The 20,740-nt window shown below is 38.6% G+C and carries 18 protein-coding genes; 2 read left to right on the top strand and 16 right to left on the bottom strand.

What is annotated here, in order from left to right:
* Positions 1 to 192 precede the first annotated feature (192 nt).
* The 4 genes from ACH0CI_RS23105 to ACH0CI_RS23090 all read right to left on the bottom strand — a co-directional run bounded on the left by ACH0CI_RS23105 (position 193) and on the right by ACH0CI_RS23090 (position 4,717).
* Positions 193 to 1,413 carry a multidrug effflux MFS transporter gene (locus ACH0CI_RS23105; RefSeq protein ID WP_406902325.1) on the bottom strand — a complete coding sequence of 407 codons (1,221 nt, stop codon included), beginning with the start codon at positions 1,411 to 1,413 and terminating at the stop codon, positions 193 to 195.
* A gap of 67 nt (positions 1,414 to 1,480) precedes the next feature.
* Complete coding sequence (locus ACH0CI_RS23100) at positions 1,481 to 2,302, bottom strand: MerR family transcriptional regulator (protein ID WP_406902324.1); 822 nt, start codon at positions 2,300 to 2,302, stop codon at positions 1,481 to 1,483.
* Between the two features lie 63 nt (positions 2,303 to 2,365).
* Entirely contained in the window at positions 2,366 to 3,379 is a 1,014-nt protein-coding gene (locus ACH0CI_RS23095; protein WP_406902323.1) for a nitronate monooxygenase, read from the bottom strand.
* Between the two features lie 273 nt (positions 3,380 to 3,652).
* Positions 3,653 to 4,717, bottom strand: coding sequence for a lactonase family protein (locus tag ACH0CI_RS23090; protein WP_406902322.1), 1,065 nt, complete (start codon positions 4,715 to 4,717; stop codon positions 3,653 to 3,655).
* A gap of 333 nt (positions 4,718 to 5,050) precedes the next feature.
* Here ACH0CI_RS23090 and map point away from each other — a divergent pair, with 333 nt between their 5' ends.
* Positions 5,051 to 5,797: a type I methionyl aminopeptidase gene (map, locus tag ACH0CI_RS23085; RefSeq protein WP_025752900.1), complete on the top strand. Its 747-nt coding sequence runs from the start codon at positions 5,051 to 5,053 to the stop codon at positions 5,795 to 5,797.
* A 26-nt stretch (positions 5,798 to 5,823) separates the two neighbouring features.
* Here the strand turns inward: map and ACH0CI_RS23080 are convergent, their stop codons facing one another.
* The 12 genes from ACH0CI_RS23080 to gatC all read right to left on the bottom strand — a co-directional run bounded on the left by ACH0CI_RS23080 (position 5,824) and on the right by gatC (position 19,845).
* A complete protein-coding gene (locus ACH0CI_RS23080) occupies positions 5,824 to 7,629 on the bottom strand; it encodes an ATP-binding protein (RefSeq protein ID WP_406902321.1) in 1,806 nt (601 codons plus the stop codon).
* A gap of 23 nt (positions 7,630 to 7,652) precedes the next feature.
* Complete coding sequence (locus ACH0CI_RS23075; protein ID WP_406902320.1) at positions 7,653 to 8,639, bottom strand: BMP family ABC transporter substrate-binding protein; 987 nt, start codon at positions 8,637 to 8,639, stop codon at positions 7,653 to 7,655.
* Between the two features lie 171 nt (positions 8,640 to 8,810).
* Positions 8,811 to 9,041, bottom strand: coding sequence for a helix-turn-helix domain-containing protein (locus ACH0CI_RS23070; protein ID WP_013055062.1), 231 nt, complete (start codon positions 9,039 to 9,041; stop codon positions 8,811 to 8,813).
* Between the two features lie 13 nt (positions 9,042 to 9,054).
* Positions 9,055 to 11,793 carry a GTPase domain-containing protein gene (locus tag ACH0CI_RS23065; RefSeq protein WP_335706963.1) on the bottom strand — a complete coding sequence of 913 codons (2,739 nt, stop codon included), beginning with the start codon at positions 11,791 to 11,793 and terminating at the stop codon, positions 9,055 to 9,057.
* Between the two features lie 195 nt (positions 11,794 to 11,988).
* Positions 11,989 to 12,804: a YitT family protein gene (locus tag ACH0CI_RS23060; RefSeq protein ID WP_154990694.1), complete on the bottom strand. Its 816-nt coding sequence runs from the start codon at positions 12,802 to 12,804 to the stop codon at positions 11,989 to 11,991.
* A 226-nt stretch (positions 12,805 to 13,030) separates the two neighbouring features.
* Positions 13,031 to 13,243 (bottom strand): hypothetical protein, encoded by a 213-nt coding sequence (locus ACH0CI_RS23055; RefSeq protein WP_080963428.1) that lies wholly within the window; start codon positions 13,241 to 13,243, stop codon positions 13,031 to 13,033.
* Between the two features lie 143 nt (positions 13,244 to 13,386).
* Positions 13,387 to 13,824, bottom strand: a complete 438-nt coding sequence (locus tag ACH0CI_RS23050) for an SMI1/KNR4 family protein (protein WP_047751759.1) — start codon at positions 13,822 to 13,824, stop codon at positions 13,387 to 13,389.
* A gap of 175 nt (positions 13,825 to 13,999) precedes the next feature.
* Complete coding sequence (gene rlmD, locus ACH0CI_RS23045; RefSeq protein ID WP_047751760.1) at positions 14,000 to 15,373, bottom strand: 23S rRNA (uracil(1939)-C(5))-methyltransferase RlmD; 1,374 nt, start codon at positions 15,371 to 15,373, stop codon at positions 14,000 to 14,002.
* Positions 15,374 to 15,468: 95 nt separating this feature from the next.
* Entirely contained in the window at positions 15,469 to 16,401 is a 933-nt protein-coding gene (locus tag ACH0CI_RS23040; protein ID WP_335706960.1) for a diacylglycerol kinase, read from the bottom strand.
* Positions 16,402 to 16,635: 234 nt separating this feature from the next.
* Positions 16,636 to 18,066 (bottom strand): Asp-tRNA(Asn)/Glu-tRNA(Gln) amidotransferase subunit GatB, encoded by a 1,431-nt coding sequence (gene gatB / locus ACH0CI_RS23035; RefSeq protein ID WP_013055057.1) that lies wholly within the window; start codon positions 18,064 to 18,066, stop codon positions 16,636 to 16,638.
* 14 nt (positions 18,067 to 18,080) lie between these two features.
* Positions 18,081 to 19,538 carry an Asp-tRNA(Asn)/Glu-tRNA(Gln) amidotransferase subunit GatA gene (gatA, locus tag ACH0CI_RS23030; protein WP_013055056.1) on the bottom strand — a complete coding sequence of 486 codons (1,458 nt, stop codon included), beginning with the start codon at positions 19,536 to 19,538 and terminating at the stop codon, positions 18,081 to 18,083.
* A gap of 16 nt (positions 19,539 to 19,554) precedes the next feature.
* The gene (gene gatC, locus ACH0CI_RS23025; RefSeq protein ID WP_013055055.1) at positions 19,555 to 19,845 is read right to left on the bottom strand and encodes an Asp-tRNA(Asn)/Glu-tRNA(Gln) amidotransferase subunit GatC; all 291 of its coding nucleotides are present in this window, start codon (positions 19,843 to 19,845) and stop codon (positions 19,555 to 19,557) included.
* Between the two features lie 365 nt (positions 19,846 to 20,210).
* Here gatC and ACH0CI_RS23020 point away from each other — a divergent pair, with 365 nt between their 5' ends.
* Positions 20,211 to 20,696: a DUF3920 family protein gene (locus tag ACH0CI_RS23020; RefSeq protein ID WP_335706959.1), complete on the top strand. Its 486-nt coding sequence runs from the start codon at positions 20,211 to 20,213 to the stop codon at positions 20,694 to 20,696.
* Positions 20,697 to 20,740 lie beyond the last annotated feature (44 nt).

The following is a 20,740-nucleotide window of genomic DNA, read 5'->3' as shown; positions in this document are numbered from 1 at the left end:
AGATCTTCCTGCTAAAAAGAAAGATTTTCTAAATGGTTTAGATGCTGAAACAAAAGCTAAGGCCGAAACCATTTTAGAAAATGCAAAAAAAGAAATTCAAAAACTCGGTGTCACAATGCCGTTTGAAAAGAACGAGCACAAAGCTCAATAACTAAAAAAAGCTACTTGGCTGTTGAGAGCCAAGTAGCTTTTTTATGATGCAGTTTTCCGTTTCACTAATGCCATGTATACACCTAATGCTAATAAATCACAGACCATAATCACAATGCCCATCGGCAGAGCATTTTGCCCTCCTCCAAGTCCCACAAGAGGAGCTACGGCTGCTCCGAGCAAGAACGGCAGCAATCCTAGAAGCGCTGAAGCACTCCCTGCATTAGAAGCTTGATTTTGCATAGCAAGTGAAAAAACGTTTGTGTTCACAATTCCTACGCTTGATACAACAAAGAAAAGCAAGATGCAGACCAAAATAACGGACGTGTGAGTAGCAATTACAGCCACTAAAAGCACGCTTCCAACGGCTGCTTGAAGCAATCCATACATGAGAAGAGTAGCTTCTTTTACTTTACCAGCTAAACGTCCTGTCACTTGAGTAGCTATAATGAGACCAAAACCGTTAATAGCAAAAACAAAACTGAACATCTGCGGAGACAGCCCGTAAATGTCTTGAAGGACAAATGTAGAGCCTGAAATATAAGCAAACATAGCGCTCATAATAAAACCTTGCGCCAGCGCATATCCCACGAAGACACTATCTTTTAGCAATACGCTAAATGTACGCAGTACTTCTGTTAATCCACCTTCTTTACGGCGTTCAGCCGGCAGCGTTTCTTTTAAGCCAAATAAAACGGCAAAAAACATTAGTGCACCAATTACAGCTAACACGCCAAATACTCCGCGCCACGACATGACCGTCAGCAGCTGACCACCGGCAACCGGAGCCAAAATAGGAGCTAAACCATTTACGAGCATAAGCATGGAGAAAAACTTTGTTAAATCCGAACCTGAAAACAAGTCTCGCACACTTGCTCTTGAAATAACCATTCCTGCTGCTCCCGCCATACCTTGAATAAATCGTAAAACGATAAAAATCCAAATAGAAGGCGCAAACACGCATAACACAGAGGCAACTGCATAGGTGATTAATGCTGCTACAAGCGGCTTTTTCCTTCCCCGGATATCACTGAATGGCCCCATTACCACTTGCCCAAATGCCAAGCCTAATAAGCAAGCTGTCAGACTGACCTGGGCTAAAGAAGCTGACGTATGCAGTTCTTTAGCAAGAGTCGGCAGCGCTGGCAAATACATATCGATTGATAACGGTCCAAATGCGCTTAGTGAACCCAAAATTAAAATAAATAAAATGCGATTTCCTCGGCTTAAAGACATTCCTTGGGAAATACTTTGCTGATTCATCTATTGTTGTCTCTCCCTTCAGCAGTTTTACAATAGTCTCATCTTAAACCCTCCAGCAACTGGATAGTCAAGACGTAATTCGAATTTGAATTTCCGTCAGCCGCTCTTCTTCATGATGAGAAATAAATGAATCTACAATTCGCCGAATTAAAAAAGGCCCTTCTGCTTTGTATCCTTCGGCTTTAATAAAGTTCAGTAACGTATCGTAATAGACTCCTGTGGTATCTCTCTTTTCTCTCATATAAATAGATGCGTAATCGCCTTCAGGTATTAACGTAACGAGTTCATGCTTAAAAGAAACATCGCTTTCGACCAATAAAAAAATGCCATCGTAATCTGTAAATTGTTGTTTTTTTGTGTTTTCTACAGATAGTATAAACCCTACTTTCCCAATCATAATCGGGGTAATATGACTGATTTTCTTTTTTAAATCACGCAGAACACTTTCAGTTCCGTCTAACGTACCTACCTCTGCTTTTACTTGCACAACTTCACGAGAAGGAAGGTGTTTGATGAACGGGGCTCCTATTTGGTTAATATGTCTCGTCTGTTCTAATTCCTTCATTCGAGTTGTTAACTGCGCATTCACTCTTTGAAGGTGACGAATTTTTTCTTTTGTTACCTTCTGATATTCCGCTAAGGTTTCAATAAATTCGTCCAAGCTGCTGTGCTCTATCTTTCTTTTAATTTCTTTTAACGGAACTCCCATCAGCTTTAAATAGACAATGATATCTAATTTTTTAAATTGTTCTAACGTATAATAACGATATCCGGTTTGGGGATCAACTTCATAAGGCTCGAACAGGCCAATTTCATCATAATAGCGAAGTGTTTTAATTGGAATATCGTGCAGTCTGGCCATTTGCCCAATCGTAAATTTGTTTTGCACTATAAGTTCACCTTCTTTATGTAAAGCTGCTTGCACTTAAAGCAAGCAACACCGTAATTCTCATCATTCATTTAGTTCTTGTACAAGCTCTTCCACAATAAGATGTGCAGGCAGTTCTTTTGCCAGCGTAAATCCAGTTCCTGCCCACAAAGAAGTGTACTCTGGATTATTCATTTGTGTAGCTTTTGTTCGAATAGGCTTTGTCATGTAATGAATATGAGGGTAAGCGGATAGTGCTGATTTATCATAGGAAATAAAAAAAGCATTCACAAATCCTCTAGCACGTTTCCCTGTAAAAGCTCTTGTAACACCTGTTTCATTAAAACGCTTTTGAAGAATGCTTTCTTTATGAAGAGCACTCGCTCCGCTTTCTGGACAACAAATAAAAGCCGTACCTAACTGCGCAGCAGAAGCACCTTCCTGTAACACGCGTTTAATGTCAGACCCCGTCATCAAGCCTCCCGCAGCAATTAATGGCTTTTTAGTGATTGAGCGGACTTCTTTTAGCAAATTTATAAGCGAAAAGTCCACCGAACTCTCTAAAAAAGTAGACCGATGGCCGCCGGCTTCAATTCCTTGCAAGCACAGCGCATCTGCTCCTGCTCTCAAAGCCACTTCGGCTTCTTGAGGTGTTGTAATCGTAACGAAAATATGACTTCCAATTCCCTTTAAGCTTGCTACAATCTCTCGATCCGGGCACCCAAATGTAAAGCTCACAGCAGGTACTCGATGTTTTTGAATGATGTCGAGCTTTGCACTCCATTCATCATCATCATTCTTTGGTATACCAACTTCACACTCCAAATATTCAGCTGCTTTTAACAGTTCTTTTTGATAACAATCAAGCGCTTCAACTGCTACTTTTTCATTTGTCGGAACAAACAGATTTACTCCAAAAGGTTTTTTCGTAAGTGAGTGCATCTCTATAATTTCCTGCTCCAATTCACGCGCACTTTTATATCCCGCGGCTAAAAACCCTAGCCCTCCGCTATTAGATACCGCTGCAGCTAGTTTAGGCGTCGAAACTCCTCCTGCCATAGGAGCTTGTACAATTGGATACTCACATATATTTTCCACACTTATCACCTCAGCCCTTCATGCGTTCTCTCTTCATTCTACTACAACACCAGAAAAAAAAAGCCCTCCAAAAGGGCTTTTCTTCCATATATAGATTATGCTCATTTCAAAAATTGGGATCATAAATGACGCTTAGGAATGCGCACTACCTGACTATTCCCTCAAAGGTTCACCTATGCGGATGGCACTAACCCCGAAAGGGGAGTGACAGCCGCTTAGGTTTAGAAAGCCAGACCTGATTGTTTTTGGATCAGGTCTGGCTTTCTACATCGATTACTTATAGTGGAGGAACTTTACGCATACAGCTTCTGGAACCGTAACGTTAGATTGAAGAAGCGTTAGCTTTCCACTTTCTTGGTCTCTTTCAAACAGCACCAAGTTTCCTGTTTCTTGATTAGACGCCACAATAAATTGTTCGGTTGGATCCAAAACAAAATCGCGCGGCCAGTCGCCTTCAGTGCCTGTCCATTCTACGAATGTTAAATGTCCAGAATCCTGATCTACTTTGAATGTTGCAATCGAGTTATGTCCGCGGTTTCCTGCATAGACAAAGCGGCCGTCTGAAGAAATGTGGATCGCACTCCCTTGATTATTTTCTGTAAAATCAGCCGGAATTGCTAAAGTAGCTTGTTGTTGAGTAAAGCTTCCTGTGCTTTCGTCATACGTTAAAAATAAAACTTCGGAGCTGAATTCTGTCATTGCATACGCATAGCGGCCATTTGGATGGAACGTTAAATGTCTAGGGCCCGAACCAACAGATGTAGAAAGGCTGTTGACTTCCTTCAATTTATTCTCTTCCACTTCATATGTCACAATTTCATCAATACCTAGGTCTACAACCGCCACGTGTTTTTCTCCAGGAGTAAAATCGGCATAGTGTACGTGTGGTTTTCCTTGTTGTCCTTTTTTAAGGTCTGAATGAGGATGTTCCACTACGGATGCTACATATTCAATTTCTCCTGTTTCTTCATTCACAGAATACGTCTCAACGCTCCCTTTATGAAAATTAGCAGATAAAACAAGCGTATTATCTTCATTCACTGAAACGTAGCAAGGAGGCGCGCCGTCTAGCAGCTGTTTGTTTACAAATTTCAATTGCCCTGTGTTTGGATCAATCTTAAAAGCAGCTACGCCGCCTTTTTCTCCTTCTTTAATAACTGTATAAAGATGTTCATTGTCTTTGCTCGCATTTAAGTATGTAGGATTTTCAATTTTAGCCACGGCTTTTACTTCTACAATTTTTTTAGCCTTTGTATCTAACGTAAATGTATAGACACCTTCACTGCCTGCTTTTGTATATGTACCTGCAAATCCAATAAATTTTCCATGTTCACTCATTTTCCTATACCCCTCCTAAAGAATTGTTTTGTTTCATTTATTTTACTATATCATACCGCATTTGTTATAGAGAATGCTCCAATTCAACGTTCATTTATCAGTTTTCCCTACATGCCTAGCGTCAAACCCTTCCTTTTTAAGCCTGCATCTTGCATTTTCCTACCATTGGGCGTTATGATTAAGGATGATTTTATATCGCCCAATAGCAGACGGTTCCTGTATTTCTTAGATTTTTAAATAAAGAAAAATGAACTGATGAATAGTCGACTTCCATCGCTATAACCGCTGCTCAACTTTTTTCGTAAAGTTACATCAAAAAAGGAGTGAACAACAATGATCACATTAAAAAGTGAACGCGAAATTAATTTAATGCACGAAGCAGGTAAATTATTAGCTTCTTGTCATAAAGAAATCGCTAAAATGATCAAACCAGGCATAACAACAATGCAAATTGATAAATTTGTTGAAGAGTACTTAGCAAAGCACGGAGCAACGCCGGAACAAAAAGGATACAAAGGATATCAATATGCAACGTGCGCTTCTTTAAATGATGAAATTTGCCACGGTTTTCCAACAACTAAACCGTTAAAAGACGGGGATATCGTAACCATTGATATGGTTGTAAATTTAAACGGAGGCTTAGCAGATTCTGCATGGACTCATACCGTTGGAGACATTTCAGACGAAGCACAGCGTCTAGTAGATGTTACATACGAAGCGCTTTTAAAAGGAATCGAGCAAGCACAGCCAGGAAACCGTACAGGTGACATCGGCCACGCTATTCAAAGCTATGTAGAAGGCGAAAAATTCTCTGTCGTACGCGACTTCACAGGACATGGAATTGGAAATACCATGCACGAAGCGCCTACAATTCTTCACTACGGAAAAGCTGGCAAAGGTACACGTTTAAAAGAAGGTATGGTTATTACAATTGAGCCAATGGTAAACGCTGGTACATGGCATTCTAAAATGGATAAAAACGGTTGGACTGCTCGTACAACAGACGGTAAATTATCCGCTCAATTTGAACATACGCTTGCGATTACGAAAAACGGTCCTCTTATTTTAACAGCACATTAAAAAACAGCCCTTTTGAGGCTGTTTTCTTAATGTAAAGGAAATTTAATAACAAAAACTGTGCCGCGGGAAGAAGTAGATAATAATTTAATCTGTCCTCCGTGGCTTTCTAGAATACGCTGAGCAATGGGCAGACCAAGACCTGTGCCACTATCTTTTGACGTGGAAAACGGCTGGTACAGCGACTGCTGCATATGAACTGGAATACCTTTTCCAGTATCTTCAATGTATAAACAGTAGCTATCTTCATGAACCTGCGAGTAGATTGTAATAACTCCCTCTCCATCCATGGCTTCCATACTGTTTCGAATTAAATTATGAAGAACTTGTTTGATTTGTTTTTCATCTACCTTTAATACATGCGGCTGCAATTTCACATCAAAAATAAGCTTATCTTTTTCTGTAAATTTGCTTGAGTGAGTAATCAAAGGCAATAACTCATTAATGATATCCTGCATGCTGACTTTTTTCATCACCGGAGTCCCAGGCTTTGATAACAACAGCATTTCTTCAATGATGTAATTAATCCTCTCTAGTTCTTTCATAAGCAGAGGCAGGTAAAAACGCTTTTTCTCCTCATCAGAAAGAGACTGATTCATAAGAGATATAAATCCATGAATCACGGCAAGAGGATTACGAATCTCATGAGCAGCTCCGGCTGCCACTTCTCCAACCAAGGCAAGTTTCTCAGACTGATGCATTCGCTTTTCTAATTCTTCGGTATCCGATATATCAATGAAATAAAAAATCCTTCCAATGCTTTCGTTCTTCTCATTAAACAGCTGCGTTTGAGAGGCTAGAAAGCAATAGCACGTCTTTTTCGTTCCAAATAATACTTTTTTATTTTCGTGAATTTCTCCCGAATTCAACATGCTCCAAAATTCAGTATTATATTCAGGACATTCCTTCATATACCGGCAAATATCCTTTTCATCTAGATCTAAAAACTGTTTTGCTGAGGTATTAGCAAATATACTATTTGTCTCATCTTCTATTGTGATAATTCCAACAGGCAGTGAATTTAAGATCTGCTGGCGATACGCTTTATCTTTAATGATTTTCCAAAATGAATCTTCTAAACTAACCGACATTTGATTGATAGAAGTCGAAAGCTGCTTCAGCTCGATTTGCTTTGTGTCTTGAAGAACAAGACCGTATTCTCCGTCTGCAATGTCATTCACTTTTTCAATCATTTGTTCAATTGGTTTCGTAAGGCTCGCACTCATACGATAAGAAACATAAAGAGAAGTGACAATAGCACTTACTGTTAAAATCAATAGTAAAATTAATGAATCTTTAATAATAACAGACAGTGTATCTGATAGTGTATCTAGTGAATCAACCGTCTCTTCTTTTAAACTATTAATATCTTTTTTTATCTGATGCAGATCCGGCAAATAATTTCCCTTAAGATACTCTTGTGCTCCCTCTACATCTCCGTACTTCAGCAGTCCCTGCACGTTATTAGAAATCTTAAAATCCAGCAGATCAATTTTTTCCTTTAATGGAATCAACGATTTTGGTACAGGCTGCTTATACTTTTCATTGTCTTCAATCACTCGTGTATCATATGATTGATATTCTTCTATCAAAGAGACAGTGGGGTTCTTTAGATTATTTTTCACAATGTATTCTTTTATGTTCAGCTGCTCTTCCCAATAAGAAAGCCACACCATTTGAGGAACATTTTCATCTTTAATTTCATTGCTTACATGATTCATTTTATCAACGGCATGCACTAAAATTAAAGAGAACCCGCTTAACATGAATGTAATCAAAAGAAGAATCGTTAATATTTGGCTACGGAATGACATGTTGCGAAATAATTGATTCATAATCATCTCTTTCTTTTTCATAGTTACTTCGGCTGTGTAGACATTCTAACTTTCGAATATAAAATTTGTTTTTCTTGTTTACTGTACATCGGTCCAAAAGGCGCTAGTTTATAAACACCGTCCCTGGCGCCAAGTTTGACTTCTCCAGATGGAAGACCCTTTTTACTAAAATAGTTCTTCATAATCACGTTGTAAGCTTGAGGAACATCATTTATCACACTTGTTAAAATAACAGACCTACCCATGTACGCCTGATCATCTAAATATCCTATTACGTACATTCCTTGTGTTTTCGCTTCTTGAATAACTTCTTGATTATACGAATTTCCTTTAGCATAGACGATATCGACACCTTGAGCTTTTAACTCGCGGAGCAGCTTTACTGCTTTTGCTCCATCGTCTCGGCTGTTTACAACTCGATAATAAAAAGCAATTGAGGAATCAGACGCTTTTAGGCCTTTTTCAAACCCTGGATTTTTTTCGCGTGCTTCAAATGCATCAATTAATCCAATTTTTTTCGTTTTTGTCTTCATGGCAGCTGCCGTGCCTGCCAGATGTTCTATTTTTGTTTGATCAAATGTATATACAGTTTGGTTTTTATACATTGAAGTACCGTGAATGGTGACGAAATGAACATGAGGATACTTAGGAGCGAGTTCTGTAAAAACGGTAGAAAATTCTCTTCCATGTCCAATTACGACTTTTGTTCCATTTTGAATAACTTTTTCAGCAGCTTCCTTCATTTTTTGGTTCGTATTTACTTCGCTAATAACTTGAGCCGAAACGGGGTACTTCTGCTCGATGTTGATTTTTCCTTTATAAGCTAGACTGCCCCAGCTTTGATCTGTCAGTACATCAGAGGTGAGAATTGCAACGCTTGTGTTTTCTACTTTTTTTGTCGTTTGCTGACTTATAATCCCTTGTGTTTTCGAAACAATAATAATTAAAAACGAAGCGACAACAAGCAGGGCAAGCAATAAAATCAGCCTTAACTGTCTTGATCGTTGCATAGACCTTCTCCTTTTTGTTTAGCATACTTTCATTATATAAAAAAAGCATCTAAAAAGACTACATCTTTAACGAAATTCCAACTTTTTTCGACATTTCTTTCATATCTTACCTTTTTTAACACTTTCACTCCAAAAGAAAAAGCAGAAAACATCTGTTTTCTGCTTCGGCCTTCAATCTTCATCTTTTACGTCCATATCTTCAGGGATTGGCTCATTTAGGTATTCTTCAATTTGTTTTTTGTACTTTTCCATTTGCTCTAAATGGGTGTTAAACTGCTCTTTATTTAATAAGTAGTTTTCACCATCAAATATAGCCCTTACTTTTCCTTCTTGAATCAATTTCTGTACATATTCTTCAGGAAAAGATAGATACTCTGCTGCTTCTTTTATCGTTAAATACATCCTGCTCCACCTTTTAGACGTTATAGTGTACTTCTTCTGTAGCTTTAACCATTAACTCATACTGACGCAAGCGAAGCTGGAATAATGTTAACGGATCATAGTAAGCTTCAGGATTGGCTTTCATATGACTTAATACGTCTTGATTTTCATTAATATGCGCCTGTGTTTCTTCAATTGTTTCTTTTAGAACCTCTTTTGGCTTTTCAAAGAATAGTTCAATATCAACTTCTAAATTTTTCTCAAATAAATTAAATTGCATAAAAAACTTTGCCAGCATAGATTCTGTGATATCTTGATAGTCTTGACTTTCAATGTACTTTTTATATTGATTATAAAGCAGCGTTTGATTTTGAAGAATGGAAGAAAACAGCTTTCCTGCTCCTTTTAACAAAAGCTGCGCTGGATTAACGCGAAGTAAAATATTTTCTTCATCCAGCTGAACCCGATTAGCCATCCGATTAACGTCGCGGCGCCAGTCGTCCAGCACTTTAAAATCGCATGCTAACGTTAATTTTTGCTCATTGTACATCTTATTTAATGACTCTGCTACTTCTTCAATATCTACTTGACTCGCAATCAGCTCTTCATTTGATGTAGCAATCCAGTCCTTTAAAGAAATACGGAACTTAGGTAGGACATCTTGCTGCAAGTGCTCTTCCACGCGCATATTCATTTGTTTATTCAGCTCAATATGAACCGTACTAAAATCACTGTCTTCCTTCACTAATTCTGAAGACTTTTTGAGTAAACGAGGAATTTTATTTTTTAGCTTTTTGCTGATATCCTCTTTGATGCCGTGATAAGCCGAAACAATACTACTTGCTTTTTCTTGTTCTAAGTCATCCACTCGATGCAAGAAGCCATTTAATCGCACAAGCATATCTTCGTTCCATTTAATACTTTCAATCAAATGATTTTCTGTGTGATTTCTCTTCTCCACTAAGCCCTTTAGCATGCTTTGAATAAAGAACAGCAGTCTGCGCGCACGCTCTTCTACTCCAACGTCGTTTGGATCGTAATAGAAATTAGCTTTAATAAACTGAGCCAAGTCTCCGTGGTGCTGACTCGATACGTAGTGAGGCGTATAGGCTAATACATGCGCCTGTGGGAAATCAGCGCCAATGCTTGCCTCAAATTCTTTTGTAATTCGCTCAATCGTTGCTTGATTATAAAGACTGTCCATATTGTTGATGACAAAATGAACTGGCGTATTTGGCGCATATTCTTTAATCTCCAGCAATAATTCTCTTTCTTCATCAAGCAGCGATTCTTTTGCATCAAGCACAAACAGTAAACCATCTGCTAAAGGAGCATATTTAAATGCATCCTGCTCACGCGCCTCTTGTTCTGTAAAGCTTGGCGTAACAATGCATGAACAATTATGCTTATCAAGGAACGCAAAAGGTTTTTTCACTTCTACAAGCGCCTGGTGAGAAGATTGCTCCGCTCCGTCAATCGTTTCCATCGGAATGATTTCTTGATCAGCGATTTGCTGGATAGATTCTTCTTCATCATGAATGAACACAAAGGTTGTTTCATGATTTTGCGGTACCTTTTCTTCTGTAATCGATCCCACAAATGAAGACGTTGCAGCATTTGTTCCTGTAATTAATAAGTGTGTCGTATGAGCATCTAATAAAAAGTCTACCCACCATTTAAAGGTGTGCCCCACTTCTAAACCATTTTCATTAGCCCATTTAATAATGCCATGGCAAAGTTTGTAGTGATATTCAAGACCATCAATGTCGTTACGCGCCTCAAAAATTAATCTGCCTGCATTTTCGATTGTAATGGTATCAATAGTTGACGGAAACTTTTCATTCCATGAAAGCACGGCCGCAGACGGAAATAACGCACGTGACTTATTAGTAATTTTAAGCCAGTTTGTTAATACGTTCGGAATGACTTCATGCAATTCCTTTACAGAATGATCACTTTCCATTAAGTCAGTGTACGTCTCTTGATAAAGAGTTGAAATCTCTTGCCAATAATCATAGAGACCCACTTCAATATTCAAGAAAATATCATTGATGGTTTTAATCCAAGCAAGATAAGGAGGCTGACTCTTATATTGTTTCCATAAAGCTGAGACAAGCTGTTTGAAATATACTTGGTCCACTTTGTAAAATGAAATCATCACTTGATAAAAATAGTTAGGGATAAAGTTTGCTGTATATCCTTTATCTACGTAAGTCTTTAATACCGCAAACCAATTCAGCGATTCTGTTCGAATACACTCATCTACTGCAAGCTCCACTGCGCTATTAAAATCTTCTTGCTCTTCATAAAATCTTCGCGCAATCGCCGTGACGTTTGGATAATCCGGCTGAGAAGCAACCAGCTCGTTAATAACTTCATAAGCTCGTTCAATATTGTTATGGTCCGTATAAAGCGAAAACAGCTTTAGCGCTATTTCAGCTTTTAATACTTTTGAATCCGTTTCGATGGATAGGTAAAGCTCTTCAGCGAGCGTAGACAACCCCAATTCATAATGTGCGTCGGCTGTATTTTTCTTCGCCCACAGCTTAAACTCGCCATTTACATTCTCCCACTTAAAAATCGCGGATTCAAAATCTTGATTGTGGAAGTACACTTCTCCCTGAGCTAAGCGAATGAGCGATAAGTCGTACCACTCTTTTTGCTGCTCTTCGTAATAAGCTTGTCCAAGGACTTTTACAGGCGGCTGATTTTCATTTTCTTGCATAAACGTTTCGTAATATTTCTTTTTCGTTAACTGATATTCTACCGTCATATAGTCTCTCCTTTTTGATGTCAATATTTTATGTACTCTATCAAATTCCCTTTTTTATACTTTTCATACACGATATTTTCTTACTCATATTTTACGCAAAAAAAGCCTCAAGAACTACTCTTAAGGCTTTTTTTATAACTTTTATACTATAAAAATGGCTATTTATCATAAATCGGCGCTGAAATAACAAATATATTAATAGGCATCCCGTCGAAACAGCCCCATTACTTCTACCGTTTCTGTAATATTTACGAAAGCTTCAGGATCCACAGATTGAATTAACTGCTTGAGGTTTGCAAGCTCATAGCGTGAAATCACCGTCATTAATATTTTACGGTCTTCTCTTGAATAAGCTCCTTCACCGTTCATTAACGTCACACCGCGCACCAAATTCGTAAGAAGCTGTTGCTTCATTTCTTCGCCTTTTCTCGTAATAATGGTTAACGTGAGCTTAATGTGGCGAGTATGAATCGCATCCACTACTTTTCCTGTGACGAAAATCGAAAGCATCGTATATAAAGCTGCGTCCCAATTCACAAAGAAACCTGAAACAAATACAACCACGGCATTCATCGCTGATAATATAGCGCCAAGAGGAAATTCTTTTTTATGCGTAAGAAGCATCGCAATAATATCAAATCCACCTGTCGAAGCTGATTGACGAAAAACAAACCCTACGCCAATTCCAGTTAAAACTCCTCCAAAAACAGCTGACAGAATAGGATCTGTACTAACAGTTCTCAAGGGAATCACGTATAAAGCAATTGATAAAGCCACAACGGACAGCAGCGTATGTAAGACAAACCGCTTTCCTAACTTCATAAAACCAATAATTAAAAGGGGTAAATTCAACAAAAAATTCATTGTTCCCGTGCTTGCAGGCGTTAAAATTCCTATAATCATAGCAATACCGCTAATACCGCTGCTTAGCACTTTATGGGGGATTAAAAACCAATTGTATGCAAATCCAATTAACACAGAACCTGCTATAATAGCAATTGCTCTATACATGATGTCCCTTCACCTCTTACCACAAATATAATGTTTTCATTTATTGCTTCTTTATTATAATTCCTAAAATATTGAAAACCTTAAAAAAAGTATATTCAGAAATTTGCTGTGTTGGTGGGGTGGACAAACGGCAAAATAAAACGGACATACAAGCGGATAATGCTTTTATATCAAGCTTTTGCTGCTTTTGGTATAAAAATGCTAACTTTACCTTTTCCGTACTTATTTAACCTAAAAGAAGTTGAGACATCATAATGAAATGAATCTGATTTAAAGGCGAACAACTAGTATAGATGAGCTTGTATGGAACCGCAGTTGATTTCCGTGCAAGACTTCGCTTTCCGCGGGCGGCCGCTGAGCCTCCTCGTCGCTTGCGCTCCTGCGGGGTCTCACCTGTTCCGCTTTTCCCGCAGGAGTCTTCGCCTTGCCCTCCAATCAACTGCTAGAAGGAACGAAACAGACGACACTTATTTGCCCTAACAAAAAAATAAACCACGAATCAAACATGTTAATTAATGGTTCGTTTTTTACTTGGGTTAAAATACTTTTGTCCCAGCCTCTTGGTGGAAAGTTATTTTAATTTTATTCTTCTTCATATAAACCATTAATAAATTCTTCAAATGAATGGGCGACGAAAAAAATACTGCTTTCAGGATTCTCATATGCTAGTTCATGATTTATAAAAACGATAATAGGCCGCTGAGAGTTAGAACGGTAGTCAAAACATACATGATTATCCGCTATGTCATATCCAAATGGGTAAATACCATCAACTAGCTGGTATTTAATATCATGATACACGTTTAAAATGTAATCCTTTTTCTCCTGATTAAAACTTAGTAAGTGGTAAAAAGAACATTCTCTCTGTCCAACATTAAATCCATCAGCTGAAGGTTCTCCACCATGATACTTTGTTACACATTCAATAAAGTCGATTGGAAACAATACATCCCATACTTTTTCTACATTCAAAATGGTTTCTAAACTTACCTCTTTTTCATCCGTTTCCCACGTAATCAATTTGCTTCCTCCATTTTGCCTTATGTATATTTAGGAATCTTTTTACTCCCATTTATAATTGCTTTTATTTGTTTCTCTATAAATCTTTTAGTATATTCCGTACTGTATTAAAAATAAAAGCCAATATAAAACACCACTACCATTCCTAATGATAGTGGTGTTTCAAACAATTTCCTTATTTTAATGTAAGCACCGCCACATTCTCCACATGCGTCGTATGCGGGAACATATCAACAGGCTGAACTTCAACCGTCTCATAGCCGCCTTTTTCTAGAATAGCTAGATCACGCGCAAGAGTTGCTGGTCCGCATGAAACATAGACAACTTTTTTCGGCTTCATCTCGATAATGGTATTTAAAAGGGCTTCGTCGCATCCTTTTCGCGGCGGATCTACGACGATGACGTCCGCTTTGATGCCTTGTTTGTACCAGTTTGGAATGACGACCTCTGCTTCGCCTACTTCGAATTCAGCGTTGTGAATACCGTTTAGCTCAGCGTTGCGCTTTGCATCTTCAATCGCTTCAGGCACGATTTCAACGCCATATACTTTTTTCGCTTTTTGAGCGAGAAATAACGAGATTGTTCCGATTCCACAGTAGGCGTCAATGACCGTTTCTTCTCCTGTTAAATCTGCATACTCGAGCGCTTTGTCATAAAGCACTTTCGTTTGCTCAGGGTTTACTTGATAGAATGATTTTGCTGAAATGGCAAATTTAACGTCGCCGATATAGTCGTAAATATATTCTTCTCCCCAAAGTACGTTCGTTTGGTTCCCTAAAATGACGTTCGTGCGCTTGCTGTTGACGTTTTGAACAATTGATTTCACGTTCGGCACGGCTTCGATAATGTCTTCTATAATACGCTTTTTGTTTGGCAACTCAGCTGTACGAGTCACAATTACAACCATAATTTCACCCGTTACAAGTCCGTAGCGCGCCATGATATGACGAAGCGAGCCTTTATGCTTTTGTTCTTGGTAAGCAGAAACCCCATGCTTTTCACAGATTGATTTGACAGCTTGAACAACATCATCATTTGCCTGCTGCTGAATCAAACAGGCATCCATGTTAATGATATCGTGGCTTCGCTGCTGATAAAATCCAGCGACCAAACCGCCTTCTCGCTCTGCTACGGGAACTTGAGCTTTGTTTCGATAGCGCCAAGGATCGTTCATTCCTAGCGTCGAATGTACCGGAACGTCAGGTAAATGGCCAATTCGCGCCATGACGTCTTTTACTTGCTTTTGTTTAAATTGCAGCTGTCCTTCATAGCTTACATGCTGCAGCTGACAGCCTCCGCACTGCTTGTATACCGGACAGGGTGCTTCAACACGCTGCTCACTAATTGTATGGTGCTTGATAAGCTTGCCAAACGCATAGCCTTTTTTTACTTTAATGACTTTTACTTGGCCGCTTTCGCCGGGCAGCGCATTTTGAACGAAAATAGGAAATCCGTTCACTTTCGCTACACCCGCTCCGTCATGCGTTAAATCTTCAAACGCAACATCTATATATTCATTTTTTTCTACAGGTGGTTTTAATTTTTCCATTTATCGTTACATCCTTTTAGTCATTTGAAAATGCTGAACTGATTGTACCATAAGAGCGAAAGCCAAACAAAGGAAAGCATGAAAAAAGATCGCAATTAGGCGATCTCATTTTTTTCCATCAATTCAGCTGTTGCTTTTGGAACAAAGATTTCTACATGGCGATATAAGTTTACAAATTCCCCAGGCAATAACCCACCGTACTCGCCATCTAGATTTAGCTGCATTTTATCATTCGTATGAATTTTAACACGGTTCGCTTTTGTATAAATAATATGAGGATCATTGATATGTTCTCCTCGCAGCGCAAGTGTCGCAATTCGAATAAACTCAGCTAAATTTGCTTTCTTTAAAATAATTAAATCAAACATGCCGTCATCTAAAGAAGAGTCTGGTGCCAGCTTTTCAAAACCGCCGACTGAGTTCGTTAAGGAAACGAGGAAGAACATAATCTCGCCGCCAAAGAATTTTCCGTCATACTCAATTTCAACGGATGTTGGTTTAATAGAAGGAAGCATTTCCATGCCTTTTAAATAGTAAGCTAGCTGTCCAAGCATTGTTTTTAACTTGCTTGGCACTTCATACGTTAATTCAGTTAAACGGCCGCCTCCGGCGATATTTACAAAGTAATGCGTTTCTCCGTCGTTTGTTACACAGCCTAAATCAATTGGCTTCGTTACACCTTCTACAATAACATTAACAGCGCCTTCAATTGTACGCGGGACATTAATGGCACGAGCAAAGTCATTGGTTGTTCCAACAGGAATAATACCTAGCTGCGGACGATAGTCTTGTCCGGCAATACCGTTTACCACTTCATTGATGGTACCGTCTCCACCGGCTGCAATTACAACATCAAAGCGGCGCTCTACTGCTACTTTGGCAGCTTCTGTTGCATCGCCAGCGCAAGTTGTAGCATGACAAGATGTTTCGTAGCCTGCTTGCTCTAGCTTTTGCAAAACTTCCGGTAAGTTTTTCTTAAAAATTTCACGGCCCGATGTCGGGTTATAAATAATTCTCGCTCTTTTCATATTCATCATCCTAATAATGATAATTTGTCACAAATCTTTGCCTACTTTTATCAGTGAAAGAATGCCCCCTCACATTACATCATCAACAAGAGGGGGCATGAACAAACATATTATAAAGAAATTAACCTTGATATACAATATTCACGTTTCGGTTTTTATTCATACCTTCAGCGCGATCGCCCTTACTCATAATAAATGTGAGATGGATGCCCACCTCACATTTAGTTATCAAATTTAGCGTTTATTAATTTCTTCTAAAAGAATTTTATTAACCATCGGTGGGTTCGCTTGACCTTTTGAAGCTTTCATAATTTGACCAACTAAGAAGCCGATTGCACGATCCTTACCGTTTTTGAAATCTTCAATAGATTGAGGGTTTGCATCTAATGCATCTGTTACGAATTTACGTAAAGTTGCATCATCAGAAATTTGTACAAGACCTTTTTCTTTTACAATTTTCTTTGCATCTCCGCCATTTTCAATTAATTCTTTGAATACTTTTTTCGCAATTTTAGACGAAATTGTGCCTTCTTGAATTAATTGAATCATACCAGCTAGACCTTCAGGTGTTAATGCTACATCTGAAAGTTCTTTTTGATTTGAGTTTAAGTAAGCAGAAACTTCACCCATTAACCAGTTAGAAGATAGCTTAGCATCTCCGCCTGCAGCAAGTGTTGCTTCAAAGAAATCAGACATTTCTTTTGTTAGCGTTAATACCATTGCATCATAAGCAGGTAAGCCAAGCTCTTCTACATAGCGCTTTTTACGAGCATCTGGAAGTTCAGGAATCGAAGCACGAACGCGTTCTTTCCACTCTTCGTCGATGTGTAATTCTAATAAGTCAGGCTCTGGGAAGTAGCGGTAGTCGTCAGATCCTTCTTTTACACGCATCAGAATTGTTTCACCCGTAGACTCATCAAAACGGCGTGTTTCCTGCTCGATTAGGCCACCAGACAATAACACTTTTTCTTGACGAATTTCTTCGTGTTCAAGACCGCGGCGCACATAGTTAAATGAGTTTAAGTTCTTTAGCTCAGCTTTTGTACCAAACTCTTCTTGTCCAACTGGACGTAAAGAAATATTGGCATCACAGCGAAGTGAACCTTCTTCCATTTTACAGTCAGATACGCCTGTATATTGAATGATTGATTTTAGTTTTTCTAAATAAGCATATGCTTCTTCAGGAGAACGCATATCTGCTTCCGATACAATCTCAATTAGAGGTGTACCTTGACGGTTGAAGTCTACTAGTGAATAGCCATCGCCTGTATGCGTTAACTTACCAGCATCTTCTTCTAAATGAAGTCGGTTGATACGAATGCGCTTCGTTTCACCTTTAACTTCTACTTCAATCCAACCGTTCTCGCCAATTGGTTTATCAAATTGAGAGATTTGATAAGCTTTTGGGTTATCCGGATAGAAATAGTTTTTACGATCAAACTTTGTATCTGTTGCGATTTCACAGTTTAGCGCAAGCGCCGCTTTCATTGCAAAATCAACTGCTTCTTTGTTTAACACAGGTAGTACGCCAGGATAACCTAAGTCAATTACACTTGTGTTAGCATTTGGAGCCGCACCAAATGCGTTTGGACTTGCTGAGAAAATTTTAGATTTTGTCTTAAGCTCAACGTGTACTTCAAGACCAATAATCGTTTCAAAGTTCATCTTTATCTCACCCCTTACAGTGCTGGTTTCGCTTTATGATGCTCAGTTGCTTGTTCGAATGCATGAGCAACACGATAGATTGTGCTTTCGTCGAAATGCTTACCGATAATTTGTAACCCTAATGGCAATCCATTTGATAAGCCGCAAGGCACAGAAATACCAGGTACTCCAGCAAGGTTTACTGGGATTGTTAAAATATCGTTTGCATACATTGTTAATGGATCATCTGTTTTCTCACCAATTTTGAATGATGGAGTTGGTGTAGTTGGTCCAATGATAACGTCATAGTTTTCAAATACAGACTCAAAGTCTTGCTTAATTAACGTACGTACTTGCTGTGCTTTTTTGTAGTAAGCATCATAATAACCAGAGCTTAACGCAAATGTCCCAAGCATGATACGGCGTTTTACTTCGTTTCCAAAGCCTTCGCTTCGAGACTGCTTGTACATTTCGATTAAGTTCTCAGCATTATCTGTACGATATCCGTAGCGAACGCCGTCAAAACGAGATAAGTTAGCAGACGCTTCAGAAGAAGATAATAGATAATAAGTAGCTAATGCGTATTTAGAGTGTGGAAGCGATACTTCTTCCCAAGTTGCGCCTAGTCCTTCTAACACTTTTAGTGCATCTAAAACAGACTGGCGAGCTTCTTCGCCCACACCTTCGCCTAAGTATTCTTTTGGAACAGCAATTTTAAGGCCTTTTACGTCACCTGTTAAAGCAGATACATAATCCGGTACATCAACATTAGCAGAAGTAGAATCCATTGGGTCTACGCCTGAAATTGCTTGAAGTAAGTATGCATTATCTTCAACAGAATTTGTGATTGGTCCGATTTGATCTAAAGAGGATGCAAATGCCACTAATCCGTAACGAGATACGCGACCATACGTTGGTTTTAATCCAACAACACCGCAATAAGCAGCTGGTTGACGAATTGAACCACCTGTATCAGAACCTAAAGAGAACGGAACTTCGCCTGCTGCTACAGCTGCAGCTGAACCACCGCTAGATCCACCCGGTACGTAATCTAAATTCCATGGGTTGCGCGTTAACTGAAGACCTGAGTTTTCAGTTGAAGAACCCATTGCGAATTCATCCATATTTAATTTACCAATTGTTACTGCTTCAGCTGCCTGCAGTTTTTGAACAACTGTTGCATCATAAATCGGATCAAAGTTTGCTAGAATTTTACTAGAGCAAGTTGTACGTAAATCTTTTGTGACAATATTATCTTTTACACCGATCGGCATACCAAATAATAGGCCAAATTCATCTTTTGTTTGTAATGCTTCATCTAGCTCTTTTGCATAAGCACGAGCATTGTCTTCATTAAGCGCTAAGAACGCACCTACTTTATCATCTACTTCATTAATACGTTTGTATGATTCGTCTACTAAATCTTGTACACGTACTTCTTTCTTGTGTAAAAGGCTATGTAGTTCTGAAAGTTTACGATCGAATAAAGACATCGTAAAGCCTCCTTCCTTATTCTAAAATAGTTGGTACTCGAATGTAGCCATCCTTGTGGTCTGGCGCGTTTTTTACTACGTCTTCAATTGGTAAGCCTTTAGCTGGCTTATCTTCACGCATCACATTTTTCATATCCAATACGTGAGAAGTTGGTTTTACATTTGTAGTATCTAGCTCATCTAATTGTTCTGCATATGTAATAATAGCATCTAATTGTTTTGTAAATAGTTCTGCTTCGTCATCCGTCACCGCAAGTCTCGCTAAGTTTGCAACGTGTTTTACTTGATCAACAGAAATTCTTGACATGTTCCTTCACCTCCGAATATTCGTCCCACTACAATATACTGATAATACCAAACTTCACTAGCAACAGGCAACATTTCTGAGACTAGTTCCTAAAATATTAAAAACCCCGCCAGACAAGACAGGGCTTACATTTATCACTTCTATTTTATACCAAATCTATTTCATTCAAACAACATTCCATACTTTTCCTTTGTCATAAAATATTTCTCTCTTGCATAGGTATAAAATAACCTTCTTTTTAGAAAAGATAGATAGAAAAAGAAACATGCTTTAGAAGAACACACCATCATGTTTTAATTTCACTAGTCTTTGGGAAAGTAAAGAAAACGAGTAACTACTTTACCGTAAAAGAGGTGCTATAAAAATTGAATAAAATACTTATACAGTCAGTCATCCACCAGCGCCCTGTGTATCAGCAAAGCGGAAGATGGTTTGTATTAGATGAAGAATTCAAGTGGGATTTGTCCACCTTGCAAAAAGATGTTTTTGCTTGTTTAAATAAAGCCTTTCATATTACTATCATTTTTTGTGATTCATGTGAAGCCAATAAAATTGTCTCCGCTCTTGGAGAAGAAGAAGCAGAATACCTGCAGTTTGCCTCAGGTGTTTACTGGCGAGAAGTCGGCATTATATTTATTTTTAAATTTGATGACTACCTTCCGCTTGTTGAAACCATCTTTCACGAGCTGCGTCACCATATTCAAGATCACATTCCTTATTATCAGAAAGAATTTGAGCTGGATAAAAAACGCCCGTATGAAGAGCGGACAACCGAACAAGATGCATTTGCATTTGCTGCTTATTATCTTGCTAAGTTTACAAGACAAAATTCTCACGCCATTCCTTCATAGGAGGCAATTTCATAGAATTAGAAAAAGACACTGCTTTCGCAGTG

It is taken from the genome of Priestia sp. 179-F W1.4 NHS (genome assembly GCF_045369295.1).
GTDB classification, from domain to species: domain Bacteria; phylum Bacillota; class Bacilli; order Bacillales; family Bacillaceae_H; genus Priestia; species Priestia zanthoxyli.
Note: the sequence above shows the minus strand (reverse complement) of the source record. Positions and strands in the feature narration are given on the sequence as shown.